This window comes from Nocardia sp. NPDC050408, assembly GCF_044458905.1.
Classification (GTDB): Bacteria; Actinomycetota; Actinomycetes; order Mycobacteriales; family Mycobacteriaceae; genus Nocardia.
The window spans coordinates 214,716-230,813 of the sequence record NZ_JBITIL010000012.1 but is presented as its reverse complement, the minus strand read 5'-3'; the positions used below and the strand labels follow the sequence as shown (position 1 = coordinate 230,813).

Sequence of the window (16,098 nt, the reverse complement as noted above, 5' to 3'; positions counted from 1 at the left end):
GGCATGCGCTCGTACAGGTCGATGCTCACCTCGGCATCGGACTTCATCAACGCGTCGGCGGCGTAGATACCGGCCGGGCCCGCGCCCACGATCGCCACGCGCAGTGGGTATTTCGGCACACTCATGGCTGATACGCCTCCACGAATGCCGTATCCGCCCCGACCGCACCCAATTTCGCCGCACTGCCCGGCGATCCGAGCGCGATATCGCGCCCCGGCAGCGGTTCGGTGAAAAATCGCTCGTTCTCGGCCACGAACTGCTGTTGCCCGGCAGGGATATCGTCATCGAGGTAGATGGCCTCGACCGGGCATACCGGTTCGCAGGCACCGCAATCCACACATTCGGTCGGATGGATATAGGCCATCCGACCACCGGTGTAGATGCAGTCGACCGGGCACTCCTCCACACAGGCCCGATCCATGACGTCCACGCAGGCGGCGCCGATTACGAAGGTCATGACGCCTCCTCAGCCGATGCGGTCGCGAGCTCGGTGTCTTCACCGAGTGCGGCCAGGATTTCGTAGCGGCGCCGCGCGAATTCGGGTTCGAATCGAGCGCCCGGCGCGCGGGGATTGTCGATCGTGATGATGCGCTGGATCCGGGCGGGACGAGTGGTCAGCAGGACGATCCGATCCGCGAGCAGCAAAGCCTCGTCGACGTCGTGGGTGACGAACAGGACAGTCGTCTTGTGACGCTGCCACACCGAGATCAGCAACCGCTGCATATCGGCGCGGGTCTGCGCATCCAACGCACCGAACGGTTCGTCCATGAGCAGTACGCGCGGTTGTGCGGCCAGGGTGCGGGCCAGCTGCACGCGCTGGCGCATACCACCGGACAGGGCGCCGGGCAGGTGGTCACCGAAGTCGTTGAGCCCCACCTGATTCAACAATTCCAATGCCTCCGGTCGACGCCGACCGCGCGGCACCCCACGCAGCCGCAACGCGAATTCGACATTCTTACGAGCGGTGCGCCATGGCAACAGCGCGTCTTCCTGAAAGACCATCGCGCATTGTGCGCCGGTACCCACTGCACCGCCATCCACTTCGGCGGTGCCACCGATCGGTGTCAGCAATCCGGCCATGGCACGCAGGATGGTTGATTTACCGCATCCCGACGGACCGAGCAGTACCACGATCTCGCCTGGGTCGACATCGAGATCCACTTCGGCAGCAAGGCTTTCGCCGTATGATATGCGCAGCTGGCGCATCCGGACGGCCGCTCCCGCACTCATCGCACTGCCCTCGGCAACCAACGGTTGACCCGCCGACCGACCACTTCGACGAGCCAGGCCGTGGCCCAGCCCAGCACTCCGATCGACAGCATTCCGACCACGACCCCCGGATAGTCGAGCAGGCCGTAGGACTGCCAGGTGAAATAACCGATACCGAACTGTCCGGAGATCATTTCGGCACTGATCACGCAGATCCACGCGACGCCCATCGCCACCGAAAGCCCCGAGAAGATGCCGGGTAGCGCACCGGGCAAGGCGATCTGGAACAGGATCTCCCAACGTCGCGCGCCGAGCGTGCGAGCGGCTTCTTCCCACACCTTCGGCAGGGCGTGCATGGCATGGATGGTGCTGACCGCTACCGGGAAGAATGCCGCGAAGAAGGTGATGAAGACGATGCCCTGCTCCCCCGTCGGGAACAGCAGAATAGCCAAGGGCACCAACGCGATTGCCGGTATCGGCCGGAATACCTCCAGTATCGGTCGCACCAGCGCGCTGACCATGTATGAGCGACCGATCGCCATACCGACGAGCACACCGCCCACCGTCGCCAGCCCGAAGCCGATCAGAATTCGGCGGATGCTGGAGACGATATTGCTGTAGTAGGAATGGGTGCCCAGCTGAGTTCGGAACGAGTCCAGAACCTCCGCGGGCGTGGGGATCTTGTCGAAGCGCAGCCAGAACACCACCTGGTTCGCCGTGAGCAGATACCACAGCAAAACCAGCGCGCCCAGCGGTACCGCAGTGAGCAGTGCCGTGCGCAGTCGGCCAGGCAGCACTACCCGGACGGGCCGTCCGGTCGATCGGTGGGTGGTCGCCTCCGTTTCGGCAGACGTTGCCGGGATTGCGGCAACCGGTTCGGCGGATACCGTCATATCGAACCTCCTGATCTCGTGTCGGATGTCTAGCGGGCCAGCAGTGCTGCGGCGTAGTCGATTACGGCTGCGCCCGGATGGCCGCCCGCATAGGCCTGGGCGTCGGCCTTGACCGCGAACGGTTTCAGCCGCTCGTCGGGTGCGGCCGCGGGATCACTCACCCAGGTGGCGGTGGCCGCGAAGATCCGCATTCCGGACGCGGTATCCGGGACATAGCCGACCCGGGCCGAGCCGCCGTGCTGGGCGATCAGGCGAAGCAAGCAGGTCGGGGTCTTGGCCACCGAGGTGGTGTCGGCACCTTCGAACCACACCTCGGAAGCGGTCGCCGTATTGTCGACGGCGCCCCCACAGACCGAGTCGATACCGGTCAATCTGCTCGGGGCGCTGGTCGAGGCGCGCTGGGTCTCGTAGTCGGATCCATACAGCGCCCGAACGTATTTGTCGTTGACGAACTCGCCGAGATCCAGATCAGCCAGCGCACCGAGCCCCTTCAAGAAGGGCAGCAATTTGCCGAGCGCATCGACCTGCTGGGGCTTGATGGTCGGATCGAAACTCACCAGGCCATTGGGGCCGTTGTACAAGTACACGACTTCTGCCGGTATTCCGGTGATCTCGGCGACCCGCTTCGCGGCGGCCAGCGGATTCTGGTTCAGATAATCGGTGGTCTCGCGTTGCGCGGCGAGGAATGCCGCGACGATATCCGGGTTCGCCTCGTCGAATCGCTTATTCGCCACAACCGCATGGAAGGTCGGAATGTTGGCGCTACCACCGTCATAGAGCAATCTGGCCTTACCGTCGAAGACGAGCTTCTGCGGCCACGGCACGAACTGCGCCAGCGCCGACACCTGATCGCCCTGCAGTGCCGACGCCCCGACGGCCGGGTCCTGGCCGAGCAGTTTCACATCGTCCAGGGTGAGCCCGATCCCGGACAGGCCGGTGGCGAGCATGCCGTGTGCGGCGGAGCCGACGCTGGTCGAAACGACCTTGCCGCGTAGATCCGCCAGGGTCGCCGCAGGTGATTCCAACGGAACCACTACCTGATTCAGTGATCCGCGCAGGTTGTAGCCGGTGACCGCGATCAATTCGGACTTCACGTCGGCGTGATCGCGCGTCTTCGACCCGTTGACCAGGATCGGAGCATCGCCCATCGACCCGATATCGACCTGGCCCGCCAGCATCTGCGCGGTCAGCGGGGGCCCGGCGGCGAAGTCCTTCCATTCGACCTTGTACGTCACACCTTTCGACTTGCCGAGTTCGGCCAGCTTGGCCTCGAACGTGCCGCGATCACGCAACAGCGTGCCCGCGGTGACGGTATTGATGGTCTTGGATTGATAGCCGATATCGACAGTGATCGTTTTGCCGTCGCTGCCGGAGCCGCAGCCGGCGACGACGGTTGTCGCGGTCGCGGCACCGAGCAGCAGCGCGAGCCGGCCTCGAAAGGTCGTGCGTGGTGTCCTCATCGTGGTGTTCCTTCGCCCGCGATCAGCGCAGCAAGTAGGGGATGTTGACGGTCACGGCGCCGACCGGACAGCGGGCCGCGCACGGGCCGCAATACCAGCACTCGTCGACGTGCATATACGCCTTGCCGGAATCCGGGTGGATCGCGAGCGAATCCAGTGGGCACATATCGACGCACAGGGTGCAGCCGTCGATGCATTTCTGTTCATCGACGGTGACCGGAACGTCGATTCGGGAGTTGACCAGAGCCATCAGATTTCCTTCCGAGAGTTGGCGATGCCGATGCGAGCGAAGGCGCGGACATCGGCGTCCGGGTCCTCCAGTGCGGATTGCAGGGCGGCGGTGACCTCGGGACGTTCGGCGATCCGTTCGGCGAGTGCACGCACAGCCGCTTTGCGGACATCGAGGTTGTCGTCGGCGACCGCCGAAATCAGGTGAGGTGCGGCGTAATCAGGGTCGACAACCGCCAGTGCGTTCGCCGCGCCCTGGCGGACTTGCCAGGCCGGATCGGTGATCGCGGTCGCGGCGACCGCTGCCGCCTCCGCAGTACATCCGGTTTCGGCCAGCCCGGACAGCGCGGCGGCCCGCACGAGCGCATCGTCGTCAGTAGCCAGTCCGACGAGCGTCGCCGATCCTCGTGGATCGCCCACCGCGGCAACGCCTTTGGCGACCGCGATGCGCACGAGCGGATCGGGGTCGGCGGCCGCTGCGTCGAGTTCGGCCAGTGCATCCACCGAGGTGAGCCCGCTGACCACCGTACGGCGCACCTCGGCATTCGGGTCGGCGAGCAAGCCGAACAGTTCGGCGGCGTCGACCCGACGGTGTCGCCACAGTGCGCCGATCGCCGCGGAGCGTACGGCGGGTTCGGCCGCCGATACGCAGCTTCGCAGTGTCGCATCGAATTCCACGCCGGGAACCAGCACCTCGAGCAGTTCGGTGAGCAGACCGATGGCGGCGTGGCGCACGGTGACATCGACATCGGCCAGACCCCCCGCGATCATCGGCGTGGCCGCCGCCCACTCCTCGGTGGTCTCGCTGAGCACCGACAGCGCCGTGCGGCGGACCTCTGGATCCGGGTCGACCAGAAATGGTCGAAGTTGGGTAAGCTCGGGACACTCATCGGCCAGATCCATCAACTGGAGCAAGCGGGCACTCATCGGGCACCCCATGCGCCGACCAACTCCGGTGCCGCCGCATCGGGCACGCCGTCGGGCCGGACGAATCCGGGCACCGGCACGATGTAGGGGGCGACCGGCCGCGTGGTGAACTCCATCGCCCCTGATTCACCGCGGAACAGGTTGAGGTGACAGAACCATTCGGCATCGTCGCGCTCCGGCCGATCGGAGCGCTGATGGTAGAGCCCCCAGCGGCTCTCGGTACGCCGCAGTGACGCACGCGCGGCCATCTCGGCGCAATCCCGGATGAATGTCACCTCCGCACAACGCATCAGCTCATGCGGGGTGTGCGCGCCCATCCGCTCGATATCGGTGTGCATCCGCTCGAATGCCTCCAGCCCGAGCGTCAGATAGCGCTGCGTTTTCGGTGGCTGCAGATAGTCGTTCACGAAGCGGCGCAGTTTGTATTCCACCTGCTGCTGCGGCGGACCGTCCGGGTTGGTCAGCGGCCGATAGATCAATGCGTGCGCGGCCGAGATCTGGTCCTCAGGCAGTTCGGGATGTGCCGCGCCGCTGGCATAGTCACTCGCACTGCCACCGGCGATATCGCCGTAGACGAACGCGCCGATCATGTAGTTGTGCGGGACCAGCGCCATATCGCCTGCCGCGTACAGTCCGGGCACGGTGGTCGCGGCATATTCGTCGACCCAGACCCCGGATGCGGAATGCCCACTGCACAAGCCGATTTCGGAGATGTGCATTTCGATATCCCGCGTCCGATAGTCGGTTCCGCGTCCGGTGTGGAAGGTGCCGCGGGTCGGCCGCTCGGTGGTGTGCAGGATCCCCTCGATCTGCTCGATCGTCGCATCCGGCAGATGGCTGAGTTTCAAATAGATCGGCCCTCGAGCGCTGTCGAGTTCGCGCTTGACCTCCGCCATCATCTGCCCGGACCAGTAGTCGCAGTCGACGAACCGGTTGCCATCGGCGTTGACCTGGTAGCCGCCGAACGGATTGGCGACATAGGCGCAGGCCGGACCGTTGTAATCCTTGATCAGCGGGTTGATCTGGAAACATTCGATACCCGACAGTTCCGCGCCCGCGTGGTAGGCCATCGCATAGCCGTCACCGGCGTTCGTGGGATTCTCGTAGGTACCGTACAGATAACCGCTGGCGGGCAGACCGAGCCGGCCGCACGCCCCGGTGGCCAGGATGACCGCGCCGGCCGAGATCGTGACGAATTCACCGGTGCGCGTATCGAATCCGACCGCGCCGACCGCCCGTCCACCGACGGTCAACACCCGCACCGGCATGACCCGGTTGTTGATCGTCACTTTCGCTCGGACATCGCGGGCGCGCAGTGTGCGATAGAGCACCTTCTTCACATCGCGCCCCTCCGGCATCGGCAGCACATAACTGCCGGACCGGTGCACCTTGCGCACCGCGTATTCGCCGTGCTCATCCTTCTCGAACTTGACCCCGTAGCTCTCCAGCCGCCGCACCATGTCGAAGCCGCGCGTCGCGGTCTGATAGACGGTGCGCTGGTTGACAATTCCGTCATTGGCCACCGTGATATCGGCGACGTAATCCTCGGGGCTCGCCTTGCCGGGAACGACGGCGTTGTTCACCCCGTCCATTCCCATGGCGAGCGCACCGGAATGCCGCACATGCGCTTTCTCCAGCAACAGGACATTCGCGCCGTGCTCGGCCGCGGTGAGTGCGGCCATCGTTCCCGCGGTGCCGCCGCCGACGACGAGTACATCGCAGCTCAGCTCCCTGCGCTGCGCAACCGGTGGGATATCCATTGGCATCGGAGATCAGCCCCTTTCGTTCGGTTCGGCCACACCGCGATTCGGTGTGACCGGAATGCGATGCAGTCGGCCCGACAGCGAGAACCGGTCCCCGCGATAGCGGACGTACTCCAGGTCGATGGGCCGGCCGGAGTCGGTGTAGGTGAGCCGTTCCAGGAACAGCAGCGGCGAACCCGCGCGGACCTCCAGGAGGCCGGCGACCGTCGGATCCGCGGCTACCGCCTCGATCGAAACCGCCGCCGAACCCAGCGGTAGGCCGAGTTCGGCCTCCACCAGACCGAATACATCGGAGCCGGTCAGATCCATCGTCAGCAGCGGCGCGCCGATATCGGCGGTGAGGTAGCTGGCGTCCAACGACAGCGGTGTGCCGTCGAGGTAGCGGATCCGCTCCAGCGCGACCACCGGTGTCGCCGGTTCGAGCTCGAGCCGCTCGGCCACGATGGGTGTCGCAGGGACGACCTCCGCCAGCAGCACCCGGTTGACGACCCGATCCGTGCCGGTCTCGAAGGTCTCGGCAAGACCACGCAGCCGGTCCAGCCCCTGCACCGCCTTATCGGATACGACGAAGGTGCCCGCCCCGGGAACCCGGTCGACCAGACCCTCATCGCGCAGCAATGCCAGCGCATCACGCACAATATTGCGGCTGGTATCGAAGTCGGCGGCCAATTGCGCCTCCGACGGCAGTGGCCGATTGCCGTAGATACCACTGCGGATACGTGCCCGCAGGATGTCCCGGATCCGGCGAGCCGGCGCCGAGCGCCTACCGGTGCTCGGATCCGGGGCGCCCGCCCTTGCCGGATTTCCCGAATGCGTTCTGCCTGTCATGCGGCAAATGCTGCGAACCGTTCGTTACGTGCGACGTTTCCCGCAATTACCGAATGGTTACGCCAGTTATCGGCACCGGCGCAGGGCCGCTACCTGGGCAAATTCCTGCGACGGCCGGAGTATCACCAGTTGGATGCGCGATGGGCTTCCAGCTCCGCCGCATATTTCACCAAAATCTCGGCGGGGCCCGACGGTGGCAGTTGATGCCGCCAGATGGCCCGAAACTTTCTGGTCAAGGCCACCGGGGTCGACAAGCGCACCTCGATGAGGGCGCCCGCCGCCAGGGCCGACGCGGCGATCAGCTTGCTCACCACCGCGGGCGCCACACCGCTGCATGCGGCCGAGATGATCGCCACCGCGGAACCGAGTTCGGCGGCGGGCAGCGCCGGCTGGCATTCGGCGCTCAGGATTTCCCAGACGGCTTCCCTGGTGCCCGATCCCGATTCACGCCACAGCAAGGCAGTTGTCGCAAGCTCCCGTAGGGCGACCGGTTTGCGACGGGTCGCCCACGCATGCGTCGGCCCGACGACCACCACCAATTCATCCGCGCCGAGCACCCGGCTGCCGAGGTCACGCGGTTGATGCGGACCCTCGACGAACCCCAGATCGGCCTCGGCGCTACGGACCATAGCCTCCACCTGCCGGGTGTTGTCCACCGCAAGGGAAACGGCCACATCCGGGCAGGTAGCTCGTAAGGCATCGAGCCACTGCGGCATCCGATGGTCGGCGATGGTTTTCGAGGCGGCGACTCGCAGCCGGGACACGTCAGCGGCATGTAATGCGGTCACACCATCCACGAATGAACGTGCGGCCTCGAGCACCGGCAGGGCGTGGCCGACCACGACCCGCCCCGCGTCGGTCAGTTCCGAGCCGGTCGGCCCGCGCTCCAGCAGACACAATCGCAGCCTGCGCTCGAGCGCACTGATCCGCATACTCGCGGCGGGTTGGGTAATGCCGTGCCGACGTGCGGCCGCGCCGAGGCTGCCGAGCTTCGCGACGGAAACCAGCAAATCGAGTACGTCCAGATCGGGCGTTCCGGGCGGCAGGGTCATGAGGTCCGATTATGGGTGGGCGCGCCGCATGCGGCACCCGGAGCGATTCGCAGCCGCCAGCGCATCCGGCCGCCCATCAGCGCTGCTGATGAGCTCCACCCGCCCCGACGGCTACCGGCGAAGCAGCCCGCTCACAATCGTGAAGGCGTGACGTCGCTACGCCGAAATCTTCCCGGGATCCTGCTCGCGGCCGTTGTCGCCACTGCGGCGACCATCCTCGGCAACGCACTGCCGATGGTGGGCGCACCTGTCGTCGCGCTACTCGCTGGCGCGGCGATCGGCGTGCTGGCGCGCCGATCGGTCGAGGAAGCAGGGATATTCGCGCCCGGCCTGGCACTCACCCGCAAACGCCTGCTCGGCGCCGCAATCGTGTTGCTCGGCCTCGGGCTGCCCTTCGGCTCGGTACTGACAGTTGGACGGCAGACAGCGGTGGTGCTGATCGGAACCATCGTCGTCGGCGCGGTGGCCGCGGTCATCATCGGCAGAATGCTTGCGCTGGAACAGGAATCGGCCATCCTGGTCGCGGTCGGGACGATGATCTGCGGTGCCTCCGCCATCGCCGCCGCCACTGCGGTTATCAAGCCGGATAAGGACCGGGTCGCCTACGCCCTCGGCACGATCTTCGTGTTCAATATCGTTGCCGTACTGCTGTATCCACCACTGGGGCACGTGCTCGGTCTATCCCAGGAGGCATTCGGACTCTGGGCCGGTACCGCCATCAACGACACCTCCTCGGTGCTCGCGGCGGGCGTGATATTCGGCCCTGCGGCAGCGCATTTCGCGGTGATCGTCAAACTCGTCCGCAGCCTGATGATCGTTCCGATGTGTCTCGGCCTACAGCTGGCTCGCCGAAAGGCAGGTGAAACTATGAAAACCCCACTGTGGCGGACCTTCCCACTGTTCGTCGTCCTCTTCCTGATCGCATCGCTGATCGCCGGGCTCGGTGCGGTGCCCGCATCCTGGTCGGCCCCGCTCGGACACCTCAGCGCGTGGCTCATCGCCGCCGTACTCGCCGCCATCGGGACTGCCCTTACCTGGCAACATGTCCGCATCGCCGGACCGCGCCCGCTCCTTTTCGGCGGAGCAATCGCCCTCATCCTGGCCGTGACCAGCCTGGCACTTCAGACCGCTACCGGCTGGCGCTGATATTCGCCGCATTTTTGCTCTGTTCTCGTCACGAGGATCACTCTCGATGCCATTGCAGAAGATTTTGCTCCGCATTTCCTAGGGGCGCGGAAATGTAATGCGAGAGGTCATCAGGGCTCCGCCGAGCAGGGTGGATAGCGATAGCATGCGGTGATGGAGTGCGACTGCAACTCGGTTGCGCTCCCGGCATGGCAGTATGCCTGGGTGCTCCGGGTAACGGGACATGGGCTCGGCTGTGGAACCGGGCCGATCCTTGCGGCGATGGCTCGATCCAGGTCTGCGCCCAGATCGGCGCTCCCGGGCTGCTCGCCACCGTGCATCAGGTGACGCTGGCAGTCATGGGCGACAGCGATCTCGTCTCGTTCTTCGACGAACTGGCTGGCAACTTCACCGGCTGGGACGGTGTCCGTGATCGCTGTGGCTCGCCCTCGACGGGGTGATCGCGATCGGCGGAACAGGTAGAACATCCCGCCGAGAGCGTCTGCTCGTAGGACAGTAACTCCGCCACGTCCCTGCGGAAGAATTCCTTCCGCGATTGCTGCGATGATCGAGCAATGTTGGAGACCTCGGCGCGGTTGTTGCGGTTGTTGTCGTTGCTACAGATGCATCGGGATTGGACTGGGCCTGCGTTGGCTGAGCGGCTCGGGGTTACGACGCGGACCATTCGTACGGATGTCGAGCGATTGCGGAAGCTCGGGTATCCAGTGGATGCGACGCCGGGGGTTGCGGGCGGGTATCGGTTGGGGGCCGGGTCTTCGCTGCCGCCATTGCTTTTGGACGACGAGGAGGCCGTAGCAGTGGCGGTCGGGTTGGCGACGGCGGCGAATGGGGCGGTGACCGGGATCGAGGAGACTTCGGTGCGGGCGTTGGCGAAGCTGGAGCAGGTGCTGCCGTCGCGGCTGCGGCATCGGGTTCGGGCGCTGACCGCCGCGACCGTGCATGTGCCGCATCCGGGTCAGTCGAATGTGGACGCGGGCGTGCTCACCACTGTCGCCGCGGCGATCCGGGCCAGCGAGCGGCTGCGGTTCGATTACGAAACCCATTCGGACACAGTTGAACAACGACCGCCATCGCGGCGTGAGGTGGAGCCGCATCGGCTCGCGCATTGGAACGGCCGCTGGTATCTGGTGGCGTGGGATGTCGGTCGCGCCGACTGGCGCACCTTCCGAGTCGACCGAATAGCGCCGCGGACACCGAACGGTGCACGATTCACCCCGCGCAGCGTTCCCGAAACCGAAGTGGCCGAACGGATACAGCGCGGTGTCGGCGCGGCGACGTGGCGCTACCGCGCCAAGGTGCGGGTGGCGGCCCCGGCTACCACTGTGCGTACGCGGCTACCGGCAGCCGTGACAGTCGAACCCGATGGCCCGAATCACTGTGTGATCCAGGTCGGTTCGGATACGCCACATACGTTGACGTTGTATCTCGGACTACTCGATGTCGACTTCGAAGTCCTGGACGCACCCGAACTCGCCTCGCACCTGCGCTCAACGGCCGAGCGGTTTCGCAAAGCTGCGGGTGGAAATTGAAATGCGATGCGTCCTGAATTTCGGTGAGCGGCAACCCCGGTCGGACGAATTCTCCGGAATGCCCGGCCGGGAGTACCCGCTCGAGGCTTAATCAAACAGCTCGATTTACCTCATTACTGATTGGCGCCGGCGATGCCGCCGATGATTCCGCCGATGACACATCCGGGCAGGAATCCGACGATAAAGAACAGCAGTCCGATCAGTGCGCCGACAGCGCATCCGATCAACACACCCGCGACCGTGGTGCCCGCATCACCGATGAACTGCAGCGGGGCCGATTGCGGTGCCGGAGCATTGACCGGTGTCAGCGTCAATGTCGTTGCCGCGGCATCGACTTCGGGTGTGACATGCACCTGCTGGCCCGCCGCCGTCTGCAGTGTGGTCGGCACGGTGGCGACCATGACCCCGTCCGGTGCGAGCACCGTGATGCCGGCATCGGGCGTCAGGACGAACTTGCCCGAGGCCAGTGTGATGGTCGCGTCGGAGCGGTCGGTCGCGACCGCCGCGGTGTATTGGACGCCGTGATCCACGCCGCTGAGCACTGTTTCCGACGATACTTCAGGCGAGCCGTAGGCGGTGGCCGCGGTGATGCCTGTCGCGGCAACGGTCAAAACCGTTGTCGCCACCAACTTTTTGATCTTCATTTTGATTTCCAATCATCCAGCCGATTCGATCGATGTTTCCGAGAAACGGACATCGGACATCAATCATCATGCGCCCTCGGCACACTCGGCGTCGTGGGAATCATGAAATCGAAATACGTTGCAAGATCAAAAAATTGGAATACCCGAGGAACTGGGGTATTGCATTACCGGCTATTCAAGTTCACCCTCGGTCTCCAGGTAGATCTGCCGCAATCGGTCCAGTGTTGCCTGCTCCGGATGCTCCCACAACTCCCGTTGCGCCGCCTCCAGCAGACGCTCGGCAATGCCGTGCAGCGCCCATGGGTTGGACTGCTCCATGAACTTGCGGTTCTCGTCATCGAAAACGTAACTCTCCGCAAGCTTTTCGTACATCCAGTCGGCCACTACATTGGTGGTGGCGTCGTAGCCGAACAGATAGTCGACGGTGGCCGCCATTTCGAAGGCGCCCTTATAGCCGTGGCGGCGCATCGCCTCGAGCCAGCGCGGATTCACCACTCGGGCACGGAAGACGCGCGAGGTCTCCTCCGAGAGCGTGCGGGTGCGCACGGCATCGGGGCGGGTGCTGTCGCCGATGTAGGCCTGCGGATTCTTACCGGTCAGCGCGCGCACGGTGGCGACCATGCCGCCGTGATACTGGAAGTAGTCGTCGGAGTCGGCGATATCGTGTTCGCGGGTGTCGGTGTTCTTGGCGGCCACCGTGATCCGCCGGTATGCGGTGCGCATATCGTCGGCGGCGGGTGCGCCGTCGAGGTCGCGGCCGTAGGCGAACCCGCCCCACGCGGTGTAGACCTGTGCGAGGTCGTCGTCGGTGCGCCAGCTCTTGGAGTCGATCAGTTGCAGCAGGCCCGCGCCGTAGGTGCCGGGTTTGGAGCCGAAGATGCGGGTGGTGGCGCGGCGCTTGTCGCCGTGTTGGGCGAGATCGTTCTGGGCGTGGGCGCGAACATAATTCGACTCGGCGGGCTCGTCGAGGTCGGCGACCAGTCGGACCGCGTCGTCGAGCAGTGCGAGCACATGTGGGAACGCATCGCGGAAGAAGCCGCTGATGCGGACCGTGACGTCGACGCGCGGACGGCCCAGTTCCGCCAGCGATATCACCTCGAGGGTGGTGACGCGGCGGCTCGCCTCATCCCAGACTGGGCGGACACCCAGCAGCGCAAGGACTTCCGCGATGTCGTCGCCGGAGGTGCGCATAGCGGAGGTGCCCCACACCGACAGCCCGACCGAGCGCGGATATTCTCCGTGATCGGCCTTGTACCGATCGAGCAGGGAATCCGCCATGGCCGACCCGGTCTCCCAGGCCAGTCGTGATGGGACGGCCTTCGGATCGACCGAGTAGAAATTCCGACCGGTCGGCAGCACATTGATCAGGCCACGCAATGGTGATCCGCTCGGCCCGGCGGGAATGAAGCCGCCATTGAGCGCGTGCAGGATTCGGTCGATCTCGATACCGGTCTGACGCAGGCGGGGCACGACTTCGGTCGCGGCGAAGCGCAGCACGGCGCGCACCGCGGCGAACGTCGGGTCGGTCGCGGGCGCGGTCGATGAGTCGACAATTCCGTCGACGGCGTCTACGGACCAGTCGGCAGCTTGCAGTGCGGAGAGCAGCTCACGCGCTTGGGTCTCCACCGCATCGACCCGCTCGCGCACCTCGGTGCCGGATTCGTTCAGCCCCAAGGCTTCCCGCAGACCCGGCACATTCCGCTCGCCACCCCACAGCTGACGCGCGCGCAGCATGGCAAGGACCAGGTCGAGTTCGGTCTCCCCCGCCGGCGCCTGCCCGAGGATGTGCAGACCGTCGCGGATCTGCACATCCTTGATCTCGCACAGCCAGCCGTCGACGTGCAGCAGCATATCGTCGAAGACATCCTCGTCCGGGCGTTCGGCCAGGCCCAGGTCGTGGTCCATCTTCGCCGCACGCATGAGCGTCCAGATCTGCTGGCGGATGGCGGGGAGTTTGGCCGGGTCCAGGGTGGAGATGTTGGCGTGTTCGTCGAGCAGCTGCTCCAAACGCGAGATATCGCCGTAGCTTTCGGCACGGGCCATGGGCGGGATGAGATGGTCGACCAGGGTGGCATGCGCGCGGCGCTTGGCCTGGGTGCCCTCGCCCGGATCGTTGACCAGGAACGGGTAGATCAGTGGCAGCTCACCGAGGGCAGCGTCGGTGCCGCAGGAGGCGGACATGCCGAGGGTTTTGCCGGGCAGCCATTCCAGGTTGCCGTGCTTGCCGAGGTGCACCATGGCGTCGGCGGCGAATCCCTCGGGCGCGGCGATCCATCGGTAGGCGGCGAGGTAGTGGTGACTTGGCGGCAGATCCGGGTCGTGGTAAATGGCGACCGGGTTCTCGCCGAAGCCGCGCGGTGGCTGCACCATCAGCACGATATTGCCGAAACGCAATGCGGCGATGACGATTTCGCCCTTAGGATCGGCGGAGCGGTCCACGTAGAGTTCGCCGGGAGGCGGTCCCCACGCCTCGATGACCGCTTCGCGTAGATCCTCGGGGAGGGTGTCGAACCAGCTGCTGTACTGGTCGGCGCTGATGCGGATCGGGTTGCCTTCGAGCTGTTCGGCGGTGAGCCAATCCGGATCCTGACCGCCCGCGGCGATCAGCGCGTGGATCAGCGCGTCTCCGTCGCGCTCCGCGAGGCCCGGGACCTCGCTCTCGTCGCCGAGGTCGTAACCGGCCGCGCGCATCTCGGTGAGGAGCCGGATCGCGCTGGCGGGAGTGTCCAGTCCGACGGCGTTGCCGATGCGCGCATGCTTGGTCGGGTAGGCCGACATCATGATGGCGATGCGGCGCCGTTCGGCCGGGATGTGGCGTAGCCGCGCGTGCCGGACCGCGATACCGGCGACCCGGGCCGCGCGCTCGGGATCGGGCATGTAGGTGGACAGTCCGTCGGCGTCGAACTCCTTGAACGAGAACGGAACCGTGATGATGCGGCCGTCGAATTCCGGGACGGCCACCTGGGTGGCGACGTCCAGCGGGGAGAGCCCATCGTCATTGGCCTCCCATTGGGCGCGGCCGCTGGTGAGGCACAGGCCCTGCAGGATCGGCACATCCAGTTCGGCGAGGGCCGCGACATCCCAGGCCTCGTCGTCGCCACCGGCCGATGCGTTGGCGGGCTTGGTGCCGCCTGCCGCGAGCACGGTCACCACCAGTGCGTCTGCGGTGCGCAAGGTGTCCAGGAGTTCCGGTTCGGCGGTGCGCAGAGATGCGCAGTACAGCGGCAAAGCTTTCGCGCCCGCGTTTTCGATTGCCGTGCAGAGCGCATCGATGTAGGCGGTGTTTCCCGCGAGATGCTGTGCGCGGTAATAGATTACGGCCACAGTCGGGGGATGTTCGGCCGTTGCGCTCGGCGTGCGCTGTAACTCGCCCCAACTCGGCAGTTGCACCGGTGGTTCGAAGCCGTGGCCGGTGAGCAACACCGTATCCGAAAGGAAGTTGTGCAGCTGACGTAGATTTTCCGCACCACCGACAGCGAGGTAGTTGTGCGCGTCGGCGGCCACACCGCCGGGCACCGTCGAGCATTCCATCAGCTCGGCGTCGGGTGCGATCTCACCGCCGAGCGCCACCATCGGCACCCCGCTGGCGCGCACGGCGGCGAGCCCATCTTCCCAGGCGCGCTTGCCGCCGAGGATCCGCACGATCACCAGATCGACGCCGTCGAGCAGCGCGGGCAGGTCCTCGACCAACAGCCGAGCCGGATTCCCCCACCGATATTCCGCACCGCTCGCACGCGCGCTCAATAGATCGGTATCGGACGTCGACAGCAGCAAAATCACAGGTGGCAGCCTTCCTCGGGTGACGCGCCCATCGGTTACAGTGCTCGCCGGAGAGGGTCTGGCTTTCGACAGTGGCGCGACCGCACCGGAGTTCCACCGGTTTCCTCATCGCCCGCCGAGCAACCCAGATGCTAGCCCGCCGCTTCGCGCCGCTCGTCGACGGTCATCTACTCTGCGCTCAGGTCAGGTCGGCGTTTCCGTCGATCACCTTCAGGTGGTAGTGGAATTTGTCGACCCGCCAGCCCGCGGCGGTGCGGTCGGCGCCGATGCTGTAGCTGCCGACGAAGGTACGCGTCTTGCCTTGGGACGCATCATTTTTCACGTGCACCGCGATGGCGTCGGCGTGGACTTCAGCGTGGTCGCCCTGCAGGTCGACCAGGTAGTTGCCCGCCTGGTGATGAAGACCGTCGAGGTCGGCCAGGCCCGTGCGCCAATCGCCGACGATGTCGGCCGCGGGTCGCACCGCCACCTCGCCACCGAAGCCACCATCGAAGTCGACCTTCGGCGTAAACACCTCCGCGAGCAGGTCATCCCAGCGCTTCTGATCGGTGTAGACGAACATCCTGGTGACGACGTCGATGATCGCGAGTCGGTCGGCAACGGAGGAGATTTCACTCATGCGGCCAACCTTAATGGCGG

Annotated in this window: 14 protein-coding genes and 1 pseudogene; 3 read left to right on the top strand and 12 right to left on the bottom strand. The window is 65.5% G+C overall.

The window, feature by feature from the left end:
• The 9 genes and pseudogenes from ACIBJI_RS29335 to ACIBJI_RS29295 form a co-directional block, all read right to left on the bottom strand.
• Positions 1-125, bottom strand: a 125-nt coding sequence (locus tag ACIBJI_RS29335) for an FAD/NAD(P)-binding protein (protein WP_357478072.1), incomplete at its 3' end; no start/stop codon positions are given.
• Positions 122-457 (bottom strand): ferredoxin, encoded by a 336-nt coding sequence (gene fdxA / locus ACIBJI_RS29330; RefSeq protein WP_357477765.1) that lies wholly within the window; start codon positions 455-457, stop codon positions 122-124. The genes fdxA and ACIBJI_RS29335, both read right to left, overlap by 4 nt.
• On the bottom strand, positions 454-1,230 hold the full coding sequence (locus ACIBJI_RS29325; RefSeq protein WP_397086752.1) for an ABC transporter ATP-binding protein: 777 nt from the start codon (positions 1,228-1,230) through the stop codon (positions 454-456). Before ACIBJI_RS29325 ends, fdxA begins: the two co-directional genes overlap by 4 nt.
• Entirely contained in the window at positions 1,227-2,102 is an 876-nt protein-coding gene (locus ACIBJI_RS29320) for an ABC transporter permease (RefSeq protein ID WP_364347387.1), read from the bottom strand. The genes ACIBJI_RS29325 and ACIBJI_RS29320 overlap by 4 nt, the downstream gene beginning before the upstream one ends.
• A 29-nt stretch (positions 2,103-2,131) precedes the next feature.
• Positions 2,132-3,562, bottom strand: a complete 1,431-nt coding sequence (locus tag ACIBJI_RS29315; RefSeq protein WP_364347390.1) for an ABC transporter substrate-binding protein — start codon at positions 3,560-3,562, stop codon at positions 2,132-2,134.
• A 22-nt stretch (positions 3,563-3,584) separates the two neighbouring features.
• Entirely contained in the window at positions 3,585-3,812 is a 228-nt protein-coding gene (locus ACIBJI_RS29310; protein WP_327098653.1) for a ferredoxin family protein, read from the bottom strand.
• A pseudogene (locus tag ACIBJI_RS29305) lies at positions 3,812-6,477 on the bottom strand (fumarate reductase/succinate dehydrogenase flavoprotein subunit). Before ACIBJI_RS29305 ends, ACIBJI_RS29310 begins: the two are co-directional and overlap by 1 nt.
• 12 nt (positions 6,478-6,489) lie before the next feature.
• On the bottom strand, positions 6,490-7,308 hold the full coding sequence (locus ACIBJI_RS29300) for a GntR family transcriptional regulator (protein WP_364347394.1): 819 nt from the start codon (positions 7,306-7,308) through the stop codon (positions 6,490-6,492).
• Between the two features lie 122 nt (positions 7,309-7,430).
• Positions 7,431-8,360 carry a LysR substrate-binding domain-containing protein gene (locus tag ACIBJI_RS29295; protein ID WP_397086750.1) on the bottom strand — a complete coding sequence of 310 codons (930 nt, stop codon included), beginning with the start codon at positions 8,358-8,360 and terminating at the stop codon, positions 7,431-7,433.
• A 147-nt stretch (positions 8,361-8,507) separates the two neighbouring features.
• On the opposite strand from ACIBJI_RS29295, the gene ACIBJI_RS29290 reads away from it, so the two are divergent.
• From ACIBJI_RS29290 to ACIBJI_RS29280, 3 genes are all read left to right on the top strand, one after another.
• Positions 8,508-9,506: a YeiH family protein gene (locus ACIBJI_RS29290; RefSeq protein ID WP_397086748.1), complete on the top strand. Its 999-nt coding sequence runs from the start codon at positions 8,508-8,510 to the stop codon at positions 9,504-9,506.
• Positions 9,507-9,694: 188 nt separating this feature from the next.
• Positions 9,695-9,946: a DUF6228 family protein gene (locus ACIBJI_RS29285; RefSeq protein WP_364347403.1), complete on the top strand. Its 252-nt coding sequence runs from the start codon at positions 9,695-9,697 to the stop codon at positions 9,944-9,946.
• A 114-nt stretch (positions 9,947-10,060) separates the two neighbouring features.
• A complete protein-coding gene (locus tag ACIBJI_RS29280) occupies positions 10,061-11,035 on the top strand; it encodes a helix-turn-helix transcriptional regulator (RefSeq protein WP_397086746.1) in 975 nt (324 codons plus the stop codon).
• A gap of 113 nt (positions 11,036-11,148) precedes the next feature.
• Here the strand turns inward: ACIBJI_RS29280 and ACIBJI_RS29275 are convergent, their stop codons facing one another.
• The 3 genes from ACIBJI_RS29275 to ACIBJI_RS29265 all read right to left on the bottom strand — a co-directional run bounded on the left by ACIBJI_RS29275 (position 11,149) and on the right by ACIBJI_RS29265 (position 16,078).
• Positions 11,149-11,679, bottom strand: a complete 531-nt coding sequence (locus tag ACIBJI_RS29275; protein WP_397086744.1) for a hypothetical protein — start codon at positions 11,677-11,679, stop codon at positions 11,149-11,151.
• 171 nt (positions 11,680-11,850) lie between these two features.
• Entirely contained in the window at positions 11,851-15,459 is a 3,609-nt protein-coding gene (gene cobN, locus ACIBJI_RS29270; protein ID WP_397086742.1) for a cobaltochelatase subunit CobN, read from the bottom strand.
• A gap of 178 nt (positions 15,460-15,637) precedes the next feature.
• Positions 15,638-16,078 carry a nuclear transport factor 2 family protein gene (locus tag ACIBJI_RS29265; protein WP_364347415.1) on the bottom strand — a complete coding sequence of 147 codons (441 nt, stop codon included), beginning with the start codon at positions 16,076-16,078 and terminating at the stop codon, positions 15,638-15,640.
• Between the last annotated feature and the right edge of the window lie 20 nt (positions 16,079-16,098).

Excerpts from the sequence above, each read along its gene's own strand:
- ACIBJI_RS29315 (WP_364347390.1), bottom strand. The coding sequence starts at position 3,562 with ATGAGGACACCACGCACGACCTTTCGAGGCCGGCTCGCGCTGCTGCTC.
- ACIBJI_RS29310 (WP_327098653.1), bottom strand. The coding sequence starts at position 3,812 with ATGGCTCTGGTCAACTCCCGAATCGACGTTCCGGTCACCGTCGATGAA.
- ACIBJI_RS29300 (WP_364347394.1), bottom strand. The coding sequence starts at position 7,308 with ATGACAGGCAGAACGCATTCGGGAAATCCGGCAAGGGCGGGCGCCCCG.
- ACIBJI_RS29295 (WP_397086750.1), bottom strand. The coding sequence starts at position 8,360 with ATGACCCTGCCGCCCGGAACGCCCGATCTGGACGTACTCGATTTGCTG.
- ACIBJI_RS29325 (WP_397086752.1), bottom strand. The coding sequence starts at position 1,230 with ATGAGTGCGGGAGCGGCCGTCCGGATGCGCCAGCTGCGCATATCATAC.
- fdxA (WP_357477765.1), bottom strand. The coding sequence starts at position 457 with ATGACCTTCGTAATCGGCGCCGCCTGCGTGGACGTCATGGATCGGGCC.
- ACIBJI_RS29265 (WP_364347415.1), bottom strand. The coding sequence starts at position 16,078 with ATGAGTGAAATCTCCTCCGTTGCCGACCGACTCGCGATCATCGACGTC.
- ACIBJI_RS29280 (WP_397086746.1), top strand. The coding sequence starts at position 10,061 with ATGTTGGAGACCTCGGCGCGGTTGTTGCGGTTGTTGTCGTTGCTACAG.
- ACIBJI_RS29285 (WP_364347403.1), top strand. The coding sequence starts at position 9,695 with ATGGCAGTATGCCTGGGTGCTCCGGGTAACGGGACATGGGCTCGGCTG.
- ACIBJI_RS29275 (WP_397086744.1), bottom strand. The coding sequence starts at position 11,679 with ATGAAGATCAAAAAGTTGGTGGCGACAACGGTTTTGACCGTTGCCGCG.
- ACIBJI_RS29320 (WP_364347387.1), bottom strand. The coding sequence starts at position 2,102 with ATGACGGTATCCGCCGAACCGGTTGCCGCAATCCCGGCAACGTCTGCC.